Origin of the sequence: Amycolatopsis heterodermiae, assembly GCF_034929455.1 — a bacterium.
Lineage (GTDB): Bacteria > Actinomycetota > Actinomycetes > Mycobacteriales > Pseudonocardiaceae > Amycolatopsis > Amycolatopsis heterodermiae.
Window position 1 is genome coordinate 1,112,992 of sequence record NZ_JAYFSI010000002.1, and the last position, 13,740, is coordinate 1,126,731.

Sequence of the window (13,740 nt, forward strand, 5' to 3'; positions counted from 1 at the left end):
GTTTGGCCGATCCGGTGACAGGTTTACGAAACTACAACGAAGGCGCCGCAGGGACCCGGATGACCAGCAGTGCTATGTCGTCTTCGGGGTTCGAGCCGCCGACCTTGTCGGCGATGGTGTCCAGCACGGCCGGCAGCGGCCGCCGGCGGAAGGCGGAGAGCAGCTCTCCGGTGCGGGTGATTCCGGCATTGACGTCGCGACCGCGCTGGTCGACCAGCCCGTCGGTGTAGCACAGCAGCAGCGCTCCCGGCCGCAGGATGATGCGTTGCTCGGTCCGGTCCTGAAAGGCGGTGCGGGGAAAGAGCATGACGTCGCCGGCTTCGAGCTCCTCGACCGTGCCGTCCGGTTGGCACAGCAAGGGCAGCGGATGCCCGGCCGTGGTCCAGGTCAGCTGCCAGCTCCCCTCCTCGGCCGGGCGCAGGTGAGCGTGGATCAGCGTGCCGGAGGCGTTGATGCCGAGGGCGCGATTCGCGTGTTCGAGCGCGGAGACGACCCGGGCCGGTCCGGCGCCGGGGTGGTCGAGGTCGGCCTGGCGCAGCATGCTGCGCCACTGTCCCATCAGCGTGGCGGCCTCGAGGTTGTGGCCGGTGATGTCGCCGATGCTGATCGCGACCGTGGCCGGGGCCGCGGAGTCCTCGCCGCCGTCGCCGGCGCCGGGCAGCAGGTAGGCGTCGTACCAGTCGCCGCCGACGAGGTCCTGTTCGGCCGCGGGGCGGTACAGCGCGGCGGTGTCGAGGCCGGTGATCTCCGGCAGTTCGGTGAGCATGGCTTGCTGCAGCCGGTGAGCGGCGCTGATCCGGTCTTCGAGGAACTGAGCCCGTTCCACCGCGCGGGCGGCGTAGCCGGCCAGCGCGGTGACCACGGCACGCTCGACGACGCCGAGGTCGTGGTCGGTGTCCCAGCCGATCACCAGGGTGCCGAGCGGGATGTGGGTGCCGGGCAGCGGAACGCAGATCGCGGTGTGCAGGCCGAGGTCGTGCCAGGCGGCCACCGCGTCGTCGGTGTACCCGCCGGCGACGAGGTCACCGGCGCCCTGGATGACGATGGTGGTGTTGTCGCGGGCGGCGCGGGCGGTGGGCCAGTCGTCGTCCACGCCGTAGTGCTCGTAGGTGTTTTCCATGGCGGCCGCGGCTTCGTGGTCGACGTCCACCAACCGGCGCAGCCGCCGGCCTTCGACCAGGACGAGTCCGACGTAGCTGGGTTTGAGGTCGCTGGTGACCAGGTCCCGGACCTGCCGGCGCACCTCGGCCAGGCCCGAGGTGCCGCCCAGGTCTTCGGCGGCGCGCAGCAGCAGCTCGGAGCGGCTGAGCGCGGTACGGGCCTGCGCGGCCAGCTGATCGGCGCGCTGATGGGCCTGGCTGGAACGCCGGGACACGATCCGCAGCCGGAGCTCGGCGCTGCACGCCGCGGCCAGGTCGGCCAGGTACGACAGTTCGGTGCCGGTCCAGGCGCGGGGCCGGGTGTCGATGGCGTCCAGGGAGCCCAGGACGTGGCCGTCGGTGTCGGTCAGCGGCATTCCGGCATACGAGGCAACACCGGCGGCGGTATCAGCGCGCCGGCGTTCGTCGTCGCGGGTGTCGGTGAGGATCAGGGGTTCCCTGGAGAGGACGACGTGCCGGCTCAGCGCGTGCGTCAGGGGTGCGCTGCGGGTGCCGGCCCACGGACCGGCCAGCCCGGGGAGCACCTGCCGGTCGGACTCCACCAGCGACACCAGCGCGAGCGGGACGCCGAGCACGCCGGCCGTCAGCCGGGCGAACCGCTCCATGCCCGGGTCGGGCACCGCCGACAGGCCGGTGTCCCGCAACGCCGCCAGCCGGATCTCCTCGTCGCCCCGTGGCCGCTGGTCCTCGGGCACTCGGGCACCCCTTGTCGTCCACGCCGGCTGGTGATCGTGTTGTCGGCAGAATAACGGACGATCCCGGTCGCATCACGCCGACGACGATGCTCGCGAGGCGCTGGCCCGCTTGCCTGGACACCTTGGTTGACGAGTGACTCGGTCCACGTGTGGTCAGCGGCTTGCCCGGGTAAGCTTACGCAGATCGGCTCGAGCGCCGGAATCGTCGGCCGAAGGACTTCATGAACGCTCCCAGTCGCAGCACTCACGAGTTCCGTTTCGACGTCGGCGGGCCGTCCGACCTCGCGGCTATGCGGCACTGGATGCGGTCCGTACTGGACGGCGTCTCGCCCGACGTCGCCGACGACGCGGTGCTCCTGGCCACGGAGCTCGTGACGAACGCGCTGGACCACGCCCAAGGCGTCCGGGCGATGCGGCTCATCTTCCGGGACTCGGCGTCCTCGTACCGCATGGAGGTCGACGACGAACGTCCGGACCTCGCCCCGCACCCCGGGAAGTCGTCACCGGGAGAGGTGCGGGGCCGGGGGCTTCTCCTGGTCGACGCGCTGAGCCACCGGTGGGGCGTCGTCACCCACGGCAGTGAGTACAAGACGGTCTGGGCCGAGATCGCCGCCGGCTGACTACGCCGGGCCGCCGAGCTGCGCGCGCAGGTCGCTCAGGACCTTCGAGAGTATGCGGGAGACCTGCATCTGCGAAACGCCGACGCGGGCGGCGATCTGCGACTGGCTCATCTCGTCGAAGAACCGCATCATGACGATCGCCCGCTCCCGCGACGGCAGCCCCTGCAACAACGGTGCGATGGTCTGGTGGTCCTCGACGAGTTCGATGCGCGCGTCGACTTCGCCGACCGAATCGGCCACGGTCGCGCCACCGGCGTCGCCTGCCGGCCGGTCCAGCGACGACGTCTCGTAGCAGTTCGCGGCGTGGAGGCCGTCGCGGACGGTTTCGACGTCGATGCCGAGGTGACCGGCGAGTTCGGTGGGAGTCGGGGCGCGGCCGAGCAGCTGCGCCAGGTCCGTGGTGCCCTGGTTGAGCCGGCCACGCAGCTCTTTCAGGGCGCGAGGGACCCGCATCGCCCATCCCGTGTCGCGGAAGAACCGCCGGATCTCCCCCATCACGGTCGGGACCGCGAAGGACAGGAAGTCCGCGCCCTGGGCCGGGTCGAACCGGTCGACGGCCTTCACCAAGCCCATCCGCGCGACCTGCACCAGGTCGTCGCGCGGCTGCCCGCGGCCGTTGAAGCGCGTCGCGATGTTCTCGGCGAGGGGCAGGTGTTCGAGGATCAGCAGTTCGCGCAACCGCCGGCGGTCCGGGTGGCCGGCGGGAAGCGCGGCCAGTTCGTCGAACAGCGGCCGGCAGTGCGCATAGCCGTCACTCTTCCGCCCACTGCGGCGATCGGCCGTGATGGGCGTCGAAAGGCGGGGAACGGGGGTCGTCACGCTGCTCGCCGGCATGCGATCTCCTTATCGTCGCGGCGGAGGTACCCACGACGGATCCCCAGGCAACCCCTCGATCGGCAGCCCTGCGGGGACGTCGGCCGCGTCGGCGTCGTGATCGTGCCCGAGCCGGCTCATTCTCCCGGCGTGGAGCGGGATCGGCGAGCGCCGAGCCAGCCGAGTACCGCCGCGACGACGTCTTCGGCCAGCGCGCCCGGCAGGTCGGTGCCGAACCGGTGGTGCGCGGCGGTGCGCAGGCGCAGTCCCGCGAGCGTCGCGCCGATCGCGGCGAGGGCGCCGATCAGGGCGGGCAGGTCGGGGTCGTCGCCTTCGCGGACGGCGACGCCGCCCGCCGCGGTGGCGCCCAGCAGTACCCGGGGGGCCGTGCCCTGGGGCGCCGTGCGTTCCGGGGTGGCCGGGTGCTTGTCCGCCACCGCCTCGCCGAGGGCCAGCACGCCGCTCGCCACCTTCCCGGCCGATGAGCCCAGCCGCTTCGCGACCGCGCCCGGATCGTCGCGACAGGAGGTCAGGGCCAGGGCCGTGACGCCGGCCGAGCTGCGGGCGCCGCTCGCGGCACCGAGCGCGGCCGCCCGCGCCAGCGTCGTGAGCCGTGCGGGCCGCTCTTCGCCGGGGGTCAGCGCGACGAGCGTGCGGTGGGTGGTGACGCCGTAGGCCAGGTGCGGCAGCACGTCGGCGGCCCAGTCCGCCCCGGTCCACTCCCGGGGGTCGGACACGCCGGTCAGAGCGAGAGGGCCGTCCGTCGCCAGCATCGCCACGACGGCCAGCAGCGGTCCGCCCACGACGGTGGGCAGGCGCAGCCCGGCTGCCCGGAGGCCGCCGGCGAGCGCGCCGAGGGCCAGCCCGGTCGCGGTGCCGGACAGCGGGCCCAGCGCCTCGACCCGCCGGCGTCGCTGCTTGCGGTTTCCCGGCACGGACACGTCGGCGTCGCCGGCGAGCTCCGCCACCAGCCGCTGCGGCGCGTCGCTGGCCGGCCGGGCGCGGACGAAGGCGTCGAGACCGCTGGCCGCGTTCAGCGCCGTGGTGCCGGCCGCGCCCGCGGTGACACCCCGGGCAAGTCCCTTGATCAGCATGCTCATGGTGGCCGCGATTACCCGGCAGACGCCGGTTCAACCGTTTCCGTGTGATCGGCCCCTTCCCGGGTAACCGGGGTTGCGAATCCGCGATGAACAGGGAGAACTCATGGCTCAGACGGTCGGCGACCACCTGCTCCAGCGGCTGCGTGAGTGGGGTGTCGAGCAGGTTTTCGCCTATCCGGGTGACGGCATCAACGGGATCGTCGCCTCCTTCGGCAAAGCGGGCAACCAGCCCCGGTTCGTGCAGACGCGGCACGAGGAGATGGCCGCCTTCGCCGCCGTCGGCTACGCGAAGTTCAGTGGTAAACCCGGCGTCTGCCTGGCCACCTCGGGGCCCGGGGCGATCCACCTCCTCAACGGCCTCTACGACGCCAAGCTCGACCACGTCCCGGTCGTCGCGATCGTCGGGCAGACCGCGCGCAGCGCGATGGGCGGTAGTTACCAGCAGGAAGTCGACCTGCAGTCGCTCTACAAGGATGTCGCGAGCGAATACCTCGTCGAGGTCAACGTCGCCGAGCAGCTGCCGAACGCCCTCGACCGGGCGATCCGGACGGCGTTGTCGGCCCGCTGCCCGACCGCGCTGATCATCCCCGCCGATCTGCAGGAGGAGCCGTACTCGCCGCCGCAGCACGCGTTCAAGCACGTCCCGTCCAGCCCGCCGGGCACGTCCTGGCCGCGGCCGGTCCCGGCCGGGCCCGATCTCGACGCCGCCGCCGAAGTGCTCAACGCCGGTACGAAGGTCGCCATCCTGGTGGGTCAGGGCGCGCGCGGCGCGGCCGAAGAGGTCAGGCAGGTGGCCGAGGTGACCGGGGCCGGCGTCGCGAAAGCGTTGCTGGGTAAGGACGTCCTGCCCGACGACCTGCCCTACGTCACCGGCTCGATCGGGCTGCTCGGCACCCGGCCGAGCTACGAGCTGATGCGCGACTGCGACACGCTGCTCATCGTGGGGTCGAATTTCCCCTACGCGCAGTTCCTGCCGGACTTCGGGCAGGCCCGCGCGGTCCAGATCGACCTGGACGGCCGGCTCATCGGCATGCGCTACCCGGCCGAGGTCACCCTCGTCGGCGACAGCGCGGCCACCCTGCGCGCGCTGCTGCCCAAGCTGACGAACCGGCCGGACCGGTCGTGGCGCGAGACCGTCGAGAAGAACGTCGTCTCGTGGTGGGAGACCGTCGAGCGCGAAGCCGCCGTCGAAGCGAAGCCGGTGAACCCGATGGCCGTGGTCTCCGAGCTGTCGAAGCGGATCCCGGACAACGCCATCGTCACGGCGGATTCGGGCTCCTCGACGAACTGGTACGCCCGCAACCTCCGCATCCGCGGCGACATCCGCGCGTCGCTGTCGGGCACGCTGGCGACGATGGGTCCTGCCGTGCCGTACGCGCTCGGCGCCAAGTTCGCCTGCCCGGACCGGCCGGTGATCGCTCTGGTCGGCGACGGTGCCATGCAGATGAACGGCCTCGCCGAGCTGATCACGATCGCGCATTACCAGAGCCTGTGGAGCGACCCGACCTGCGTCGTCTGCGTCTTCCACAACAACGACCTGAACCAGGTGACCTGGGAGCTGCGCGCGATGGGCGGGGCGCCGAAGTTCGAGGCGTCCCAGAGCCTGCCGGAGGTCGACTACGCCGGCTTCGCGCGTTCCCTCGGGTTCACCGCGATCACCGTCGACGAGCCCGGCCGGCTGGCGACGGCGTGGGACACCGCGCTCACCGCGGGGAAACCCGCGTTGCTCGACGTCCGCTGTGATCCGGAGGTGCCGCCGATCCCGCCGCACGCGACGTTCGAGCAGATGAAGTCGGCGACCGAAGCCGTCCTGAAAGGGGACCCGGACGCGATGCACCTCGTGACCCAGGGGATCAAGACGAAGCTTCAGGAGTTCTTGCCGGGCAAGAAGAACTGAGCCTCGGCTCGGCCGGGACCGTCCCGGCCGAGCCGAGGACACACCGGCTCGGTGACCGGTCAGCGGGCGAGGAAGTCCAGCAGCGCCCGGTTCCATTCGTCGGCGTGGCTGACGTTGACCCCGTGCGGTCCACCGGTGACCAGGTGCAGCGTGCTGCCGGGGATCGCGGCGTGGGTGCGGGCGCCGGAGCCGGCGAAGGGCACGGTGGCGTCGGTGTCGCCGTGCAGCACGAGGGTGGGCACGGTGATCTTGGCGAGGTCGTCCCGGAAATCCGTGGTACCGAACAGTGTCAGGCAGGTCAAGGCGGCTTTTTTGTCCGCCTGGTCGCAGAGTTCACGGGCTTCGCGCCACTGCGTGCCGGTGACCTTCAGCTCGCCGTCGGCGGAAAAGAACTCCGTGACGAACTCGTCGTAGAAGGCGTCCTTGTCCTTGGTGAGCGATGCGCCCATGTCGGCGGCCTGCTTCTTGGCCAGCGGCCCGTCGGGGTTGTCGCCCGAGTACATCAAGTAGGGCGTCACCGAGGAGGCGAAGACGATGCTGCGCAGCCGTTCGGGTCCGTAGGTGCCGAAGTAGCGGGCGACTTCGCCGCCGCCCATGGAGAAGCCGACGAGGGTGACGTCGCGCAGGTCCAGTTCGGTCAACAGGACGTGCAGGTCTTCGGCCAGGGTGTCGTAGCTGTACTTGAGCAGCGGTTTGTCGCTGCGCCCGAAACCGCGCCGATCGTAGGTGATGACGCGGTAGCCGACCTCGGCGAGGGCGGGTACCTGGTATTTCCAGGATTCGCCCGACAGTGGCCAGCCGTGGATCAGCACGACCGGACGGCCGGGGCCGCCGGTGTCGTCGACGTGCAGGGTGGTGTCGCGGAAAAGCCCGTGGTGGGCGGTGATCTCGGTCATCCGCCGGGGCTACCCTCGCCGAAGCCGGCTAACCGCGCGGTGGGGCGGACTCTCCGGGTTGCCGCGCGCGGTCCGGGGTACCCGCGCCGGAATGCAGACCTTTCTTCCCGTACCCGACTTCGCCGGCAGTGCGCGCGTGCTCGACCGGCGGCGGCTGGGCAAGCAGCGGGTCGAGGCGTTGCAGGTGCTGCGCGCGCTGGTGGTGCCGGGCTACGGCTGGCGGCACCACCCGGCCGCGAAGATGTGGACCGGCTATCCCGAAGCGCTCACCCGCTACGGTCTCGACGTGTGCGCGGCCTGGTGCGCCACCGGCGCGGCCGACACCTGCGCGGTGAAGCTCGTCGAGGAGTACGCGCACGGCGAGGCCCGGACGCAGGCCGGGCTGGCGGCGGCCGGCGAACTCCCGCCGTGGCTGGGGGACGACGCGGTACGTCGCAGCCACCGGTCCGCGTTGGTGCGCAAGGACCCGGCGCACTACGGACCGCTGAAAGGGCCGTGCCACGCGGGTGTGTCCGCCGCATTCGCGGGCAGCCGGTCGGTTCCCGAACGGAAGGACTCCCATGTGCCAGGTCAACCCGATCGAACTGCAGAAGTACCTCGCCGGCGTCGACTACCCGGCCGGGGCGGGCCGATCTCGTGCGCGCGGCCGAGCGGAACAACGCCGGTGAGGACGTGCTGAAGGTGGTGCGTGCGCGGCCCGACCGGACCTACGACGGCCCGAGTGGCGTCAGCTCGGAGATCGGCGGATGAGGCCCGGCGGCCACGGAACAGGATCTCGGCCTTGATCGAGGGGAAGGGTGTGGTGAGGTGCCGGAATGGGGCGAGGCGGGCCTGTGGCGTCTCGCTGATCGGCGGTGGCGGGGTGGGCGCCGCGGCCGCGGTCTTCATCTCGAACGTGCCGGAGGGGCTGTCCAGCGCGGCGGGGATGAAGGCGGCCGGGCGGAGCGCGCGCTACGTCTTCGGTGTGTGGTCCGGCATCGCGCAGGTGAGCGGGCTCGCCGCGCTGCTGGGGAACCTGGCGCTGCGGACGGCTTCGTCGGCCACGATCGCCGTGATCACCGCGGTCGCCGCGGGGGCGATCCTCGCGATGATCGCCGACACGATGATTCCCGAGGCGTTCGAACGCACGGAGCTGTACACCGGCCTGATCGCCACGCTGGGGTTCCTCACCGCGTTCGTGGTCGAGCACGCCGGCGGCTGAAACCTTCGCGTCAGGGGTCGCGGCGGGGGAGGGGCCGGGTCGCGGGCCCCTCCAGCACCGCGCCGTCGACGTCGAAGCGGGAGCCGTGGCACGAGCAGTCCCAGCTGCGTTCGGCACCGTTGAACCGCAGCAGGCAGCCCAGGTGGGTGCAGCGCAGCGAGACCGCGTGGACCACGCCCTCCCGGTCGCGGTACACGCCCTTCCTGCCGACGCCGTCGGGGAGCGTGCGGGCGGTGTCCACCGGGACGTCGTCGGTGTCCGCCGCCTCGGCCGGCACCAGCCGGTCGCCGATCAGGTCCGTCGCGACCTTGGCGTTCTGCTGCAGCAGCGTCGGTGTGCTCGACAGGCTGACCCGGTGCGGGCCGAACAGGCCGGCGTACGCACTGCCCGCGCCGGAGATGCGGTCGGCCAGGACCTGCCCGGCCACGGTGCCCATAGCCAGCCCCCACTTGGCGAAGCCGGTGGCCAGCTGGAGGCTCGGCTGCCCGGGCAGGTAGGGACCCACCATCGGCAGCTCGTCGTAGGCCACGACGTCCTGCGCCGACCACCGGTGGGTGATCTCGGCGACGTCGAAGTGCCGCTGCGCGAAGTCGGCCAGCGTGCGGTAGCGGTCGAAGCCGACGTCGCGCTGACCGGCCGGATGGCTCTGCCCGCCGACGATCAGCAGGTCGCCGTGGCGGCTGAACGACCAGGCCGGACTCCCCGCGCTGATGGCCAGGTCCCGTGGGGGAGCACCGGAAGCGAGCCGGGCGGCGACGCAGTAGGACCGCTGGGCCTCGAGGCGCGCGAAGAACAGCCCCCGGTCGAGGATCGGGTAGTGGGTGGCCACCACGACCTGCGCCGCGGTCACGGTTCCGGTCGAAGTGCCGACGTCGTACGGGGCGGTGAGGGACACGTCGCCCACCCGGCTGTGCTCGAAGACGCGCCCACCCGCGGTGACGAACGCCGCGGCCAGGCCGCGGACGTACTTCGCGGGGTGCAGCACGATCTGCTCCGCCAGGCGGGCCGCGCCGAACGTCGGGAACGGCAGGTCGAGCCGGTCGGTCCACTCCGCCGGCAGTCCCGCCCGCACGGCGGCGTCGGCCTCGGCGCGGACGGTGTCGGCCTCGGCTTCGGAGTAGGCGAAGGTCGCCGCGGGCGCGCGCTGCAGGTCGCAGTCGATCTCCTCGGCCAGCAGGGCCACCAGGTCGACGCCGGCGGTGGCCGCCGCCGCGTAGCCCGCCGCCACCTCGGCGTCGTGGGTGCGCTCCAGCGTGGAGTACATCGTGGACTGCAGCGCGCTGACCTTCGCGGTGTTGTTGCCGCTCACCCCGGCGCCGATACGACCGGCTTCGAGGACGACGACGTCGGCCCCGTCGCGGGCGAGCAGCAGCGCGGTGGTGAGACCGGCGATGCCCGCACCGATCACGACGACGTCGGCGCGGTGCGCACCGGACAGCGGCGGGTGTGCGGGGGCGTCCGGCACGGTGTGCAGCCACAGGGACTGGTCCGCGGTGGTCGTGGTCATCGCGGTGCACCTTTCGTCGGCCGGCGGGAACCCGGCGTGGCTACCCGCTGATCCGGCGTCGAAACGGCGATCCGGTGTCACGTCAGGAGGGTTTTTCCTGATGCGGAAGGGGTATGACGCGGCGGTGGGACACATCAGACTCCGGCGCAGCGACCTGCGCACCCCCGGTCTCCGGCGGACCCGCCGCGGCCGGGGTTTCTCGTACGCCACCGGTGACGGCGAGCCGCTGGCCGATCCGGCGACGCTGGCCCGGATCAAAGCTCTGGTCATCCCGCCGGCTTGGCGGAAGGTCTGGATCAGCCCGCACCCGAACGGGCACATCCAGGCCGTCGGGACGGACGACGCGGGTCGCCGTCAGTACCTCTACCACGAGCAGTGGCGCCGGGACCGCGACGAGGAGAAACACGATCGGGTGCTGGCGATGGCTCGCCGGCTCCCGCAGTGGCGGGCCGCGGTCGAAGCCGATCTGAACGGGCGCGGGCTGACGCGGCCGCGGGTGCTGGGCGCGACGCTGCGGATGCTCGACCGGGGGATCTTCCGCACCGGGGGCGAGGAGTACGCGGAGGAGAACGGCACGCACGGTGTCGCAACGCTGCTGCGTGACCACGTCGCGGTCCGCGGGGACGAATGCCGGTTCTGCTACGTCGCCAAGGGCGGTCTCGACCGTGAGGTGTCGATCCGCGACGCCGAGCTGGCGAAGGTGCTGAAATCGTTGCTGCGGGCCCGGACGGACAGCGACCGGCTGCTGGTCTACCGGGAAGGGGGCAGCTGGCACGAGGTGCACGCCGCCGACATCAACGAACGGTTCAAGGAGCTCGCCGGCCAGGACTGCACGGCGAAGGACCTGCGCACCTGGAACGCGACGGTCCTCGCGGCCACGGCCTTCGCGGCCGCGAACCCGCCGACGTCCGAAAGCGTCCGCAAGCGTGCGGAAAGCCGCGTGATGAAGGAGGTTTCGGCCGCCCTCGGCAACACCCCGGCGGTCTGCCGGTCGTCCTATGTGGACCCGCGGCTGGTGGCGGCCTACCGCGGGGAGCGCACGATCGCGCCCGCGCTGAAACGGGCGGCGAGGCTCGACGGCGACGACGCCCGGGCGGTGCTGGAAAAGGCGTGCGCGCGGTTGCTCGCCCGGAGCTGACGCCGTGTCACCGGCGGGAGCGCGCGTTTATCCGCGATCGACGCGGGAAGCCGCCGACCTCCTCGACCGGTACGGAGGTGTCATGACGGAAGTCCGATCACGACGAAGCGCGGCGCGGACCGCCGCGCTGCTGTTCGGTTTGGCGTTCCTGCTCGTCGGCGTGCTGGGGTTCGTCCCGGGGATCACCGCGGGCTACGCGGATCTGCGGGTCGCCGGACCGCACTCGGGTGCCCGCCTGTTCGGCCTGTTCACCGTGTCCGTGCTGCACAACCTGATCCACCTGGCGTTCGGGGTGGCCGGGGTGGCGGTGGCCCGGTCGAACGGCGCGTCCCGGCTGTTCCTGATGGCCGGCGGCGGGCTCTACGTCCTGCTGTTCGTCTTCGGCCTGGCGATGAACCACGACAGCCCGGCCAACTTCGTCCCGATGGACGACGCCGACGACTGGCTGCACCTCGGCCTCGGCATCGCGATGGTCGCCGCCGGAATCGGGACCACGGCCCTCGACCGGAGCCGGGGCCGGTACCCGGAGCCGGAGATGCAAGGACAGTAGGCCGGAGTAGTCCCGCCCGGAACGGGTAGCCGGGCGGGATGCCGAATCTGACGATGGAACCCGACGCCGCCCGTGAAATCGTGGATCTCGTGGCCGCGGCGGGCGTGGCCCCGGAAGGCGGCCTGCGGGTGCAGGCGCTCGCCTCCGCCACCGCGGACCGCCCGGACGTGACGGTGTCGGTCGCGGCCACCGCGACCGACACGGACACCGTGTACGTCGACGACGCCACCGGCGCCCGGGTCTTCGCCGACCAGGCCACGGCCGACGTCGTGGCCGGCCGTGCCCTGGCGCTGGTGGACGACGGTGAGTTCACCGTGCGGTGATCAGGGGTGCAGGACGACCTTCGTCCAGCCGTCTTCGCGCTTGTCGAAGTGGTCGTAGCCTTCGGCGGCCTGGTCGAGGTTCAGCTCGTGCGACACCAGGAACCCCGGGGTGGCGACGCCTTCGGTGATCAGGTCGCGCAGCTGGGCGTTGTACTGCTTGGTGTTGCACTGGCCGGTGCCCATGGACTGGCCCTTGAAGAAGAACGTGCCGTAGTCGAACGCGAGCTTGCCCTGCTTGGCCAGCTCGCCTTCGGCGTTGGGGTCCTGCGGCACGTAGACGCCGACGACGCCGATGCCGCCGGTCGGTTTCACCGCGGCGACCAGCTCGTTGAGCACGATCTCCGGCTGCTCGACGCCGTCGGCGCCGTGGGCCTGGTAGCCGACGGCGTCGACGCCGCGGTCGGCGCCGCCGCCGGTGAGGTCGGTGAGCTGCTCGACGGCGTCGCCGGCGGAGCGGTCGATGGGGATCGCGCCGATCTGCTCGGCGAGTTTGAGCCGGTCGGGCTGCTGGTCGACGACGAAGACGCGGGACGCGCCCTTGATCTTCGCGGCGTGCGCGGCCATCAGGCCGACGGGCCCGGCGCCGTAGACGACGATGGTCTCGCCAGGCTGCATCTTGGCGAGTTCGACGCCGTGCCAGCCGGTCGGGAAGATGTCCGAGAGCATCGTGTAGTCGAGTTCGTGCTCGGTGCCTTCGGGCAGCACGAGCGCGTTGAAGTCGGCCCACGGGACGCGGAGGTACTCGGCTTGGCCGCCGTTGTAGGGGCCCATGCTGGCGTAACCGTAGGCGGCGCCGGCGCTGCCGGGGTTGGCGCGCAGGCAGAAGCCGGTCAGGCCCTTGAAGCAGTTGGCGCAGGTGCCGCACGCGATGTTGAACGGCAGTGAGACGCGGTCGCCGACCTTGATCCGCTCGACGGCGTCCCCGACCGACTCGACGACGCCCATGTTCTCGTGGCCGAGGACCTTGCCCTCTTCGACGTCGGTGCGGCCTTCGTACATGTGCAGGTCCGAGCCGCAGATGTTGGTCGTGGTGATCCGGACGACGGCGTCCTTGGGGTCCTCGATCCGCGCGTCCGCGACGTCCTTGACGGTGACGTCGTACGGTCCCTGGTAAACAAGTGCCTTCATCGAGTGCTTCTTTCTTTGAGGGGTCAGCTGGCCGGGTACTGCGCGGTGTCGAGCAGGCGTGCGAGGTGGACGGCGTTGCGCACGAGCGTCGCGTTCGTCGAGGCGACGGCTTTGGGGGTTTCGTTCAGGTCGTTGTAGTCGCCGCCCTGCATGGCTTCGCCGTTCCAGTAGGTGCCGCCCTGGGCCGGGATGCTGAAGCCGGTGTCGTTGAGGGCCTGGAAGAGGTCGGCGATGATCTTGTGGGCGCCGTCTTCGTTGCCGACGGCCGCGGCGACCGCGACCTTGCCGAACATCGCCGGACGTCCCTCGTTGTCCGTTTCGGACAGTGCGGCGTCGAGGCGTTCCAGCACGCGCTGGGCGACGCTGGACATGTGCCCGACCCAGGTCGGGGTGGCGACCAGGAGGATGTCGGCGTCGGCGATCTTGCGGCGGATGTCGGGCCATTCGTCGCCGTCGCCCATGTCGGCCTCGACGCCGGGGCGGACGTTGTGGTCGACGACGCGCACGGTTTCGCCGGTGACATCCTGTTCGGCGAAGAGTTCGAGCAGCTGGGCGGCGATCAGGTCGCTGCTCGACTTCGCCGGCGACGGTTTCAGGGTGCAGACGAGAGCCAGGACGCGCATGAATTCCTCCGTTGCCGTGATTTCCGCGAAGGCACCGGGTGCCCGCGGAAATGACGCCTAAACGGGGGCGTACCCGGACGTGAACCGGG

14 protein-coding genes and 1 pseudogene are annotated in these 13,740 nt (G+C 71.5%); 8 read left to right on the forward strand and 7 right to left on the reverse strand.

Annotated elements, in window-relative coordinates:
* Positions 1–31 precede the first annotated feature (31 nt).
* Positions 32–1,855, reverse strand: a complete 1,824-nt coding sequence (locus VA596_RS15585; protein ID WP_323327576.1) for a GAF domain-containing SpoIIE family protein phosphatase — start codon at positions 1,853–1,855, stop codon at positions 32–34.
* A 221-nt stretch (positions 1,856–2,076) separates the two neighbouring features.
* On the opposite strand from VA596_RS15585, the gene VA596_RS15590 reads away from it, so the two are divergent.
* Positions 2,077–2,475, forward strand: coding sequence for an ATP-binding protein (locus VA596_RS15590; RefSeq protein ID WP_323327578.1), 399 nt, complete (start codon positions 2,077–2,079; stop codon positions 2,473–2,475).
* On the opposite strand, the gene VA596_RS15595 is transcribed toward VA596_RS15590, so the two are convergent.
* Positions 2,476–3,261, reverse strand: a complete 786-nt coding sequence (locus tag VA596_RS15595; RefSeq protein ID WP_323327766.1) for a SigB/SigF/SigG family RNA polymerase sigma factor — start codon at positions 3,259–3,261, stop codon at positions 2,476–2,478.
* Positions 3,262–3,425: 164 nt separating this feature from the next.
* Positions 3,426–4,388, reverse strand: coding sequence for a hypothetical protein (locus VA596_RS15600; RefSeq protein WP_323327580.1), 963 nt, complete (start codon positions 4,386–4,388; stop codon positions 3,426–3,428).
* 103 nt (positions 4,389–4,491) lie between these two features.
* On the opposite strand from VA596_RS15600, the gene VA596_RS15605 reads away from it, so the two are divergent.
* A complete protein-coding gene (locus VA596_RS15605; RefSeq protein WP_323327582.1) occupies positions 4,492–6,285 on the forward strand; it encodes a thiamine pyrophosphate-requiring protein in 1,794 nt (597 codons plus the stop codon).
* Between the two features lie 59 nt (positions 6,286–6,344).
* Here VA596_RS15605 and VA596_RS15610 read toward each other — a convergent pair whose 3' ends face one another.
* Positions 6,345–7,181, reverse strand: coding sequence for an alpha/beta fold hydrolase (locus VA596_RS15610; RefSeq protein WP_323327584.1), 837 nt, complete (start codon positions 7,179–7,181; stop codon positions 6,345–6,347).
* 91 nt (positions 7,182–7,272) lie between these two features.
* On the opposite strand from VA596_RS15610, the gene VA596_RS15615 reads away from it, so the two are divergent.
* The 3 genes and pseudogenes from VA596_RS15615 to VA596_RS15625 form a co-directional block, all read left to right on the forward strand.
* A complete protein-coding gene (locus tag VA596_RS15615; RefSeq protein ID WP_410171882.1) occupies positions 7,273–7,860 on the forward strand; it encodes an MSMEG_6728 family protein in 588 nt (195 codons plus the stop codon).
* Complete coding sequence (locus tag VA596_RS15620) at positions 7,854–7,931, forward strand: hypothetical protein (RefSeq protein ID WP_323327768.1); 78 nt, start codon at positions 7,854–7,856, stop codon at positions 7,929–7,931. The genes VA596_RS15615 and VA596_RS15620 overlap by 7 nt, the downstream gene beginning before the upstream one ends.
* A gap of 85 nt (positions 7,932–8,016) precedes the next feature.
* Positions 8,017–8,382: pseudogene (locus VA596_RS15625) on the forward strand (ZIP family zinc transporter); the annotation flags it as partial.
* Between the two features lie 10 nt (positions 8,383–8,392).
* On the opposite strand, the gene VA596_RS15630 reads toward VA596_RS15625, so the two are convergent.
* The gene (locus tag VA596_RS15630) at positions 8,393–9,889 is read right to left on the reverse strand and encodes an FAD-dependent oxidoreductase (protein WP_323327586.1); all 1,497 of its coding nucleotides are present in this window, start codon (positions 9,887–9,889) and stop codon (positions 8,393–8,395) included.
* 124 nt (positions 9,890–10,013) lie between these two features.
* On the opposite strand from VA596_RS15630, the gene VA596_RS15635 reads away from it, so the two are divergent.
* The 3 genes from VA596_RS15635 to VA596_RS15645 all read left to right on the forward strand — a co-directional run bounded on the left by VA596_RS15635 (position 10,014) and on the right by VA596_RS15645 (position 11,900).
* The gene (locus VA596_RS15635) at positions 10,014–11,027 is read left to right on the forward strand and encodes a DNA topoisomerase IB (RefSeq protein ID WP_323327588.1); all 1,014 of its coding nucleotides are present in this window, start codon (positions 10,014–10,016) and stop codon (positions 11,025–11,027) included.
* Positions 11,028–11,109: 82 nt separating this feature from the next.
* Positions 11,110–11,577: a DUF4383 domain-containing protein gene (locus tag VA596_RS15640; RefSeq protein WP_323327590.1), complete on the forward strand. Its 468-nt coding sequence runs from the start codon at positions 11,110–11,112 to the stop codon at positions 11,575–11,577.
* 38 nt (positions 11,578–11,615) lie between these two features.
* Positions 11,616–11,900: a hypothetical protein gene (locus tag VA596_RS15645; protein WP_323327591.1), complete on the forward strand. Its 285-nt coding sequence runs from the start codon at positions 11,616–11,618 to the stop codon at positions 11,898–11,900.
* Here the strand turns inward: VA596_RS15645 and VA596_RS15650 are convergent, their stop codons facing one another.
* Together VA596_RS15650 and VA596_RS15655 are read right to left on the reverse strand one after the other, a co-directional pair.
* Complete coding sequence (locus tag VA596_RS15650) at positions 11,901–13,028, reverse strand: glutathione-independent formaldehyde dehydrogenase (RefSeq protein WP_323327593.1); 1,128 nt, start codon at positions 13,026–13,028, stop codon at positions 11,901–11,903.
* 23 nt (positions 13,029–13,051) lie between these two features.
* Positions 13,052–13,651, reverse strand: a complete 600-nt coding sequence (locus VA596_RS15655; protein WP_323327595.1) for a flavodoxin family protein — start codon at positions 13,649–13,651, stop codon at positions 13,052–13,054.
* Positions 13,652–13,740 lie beyond the last annotated feature (89 nt).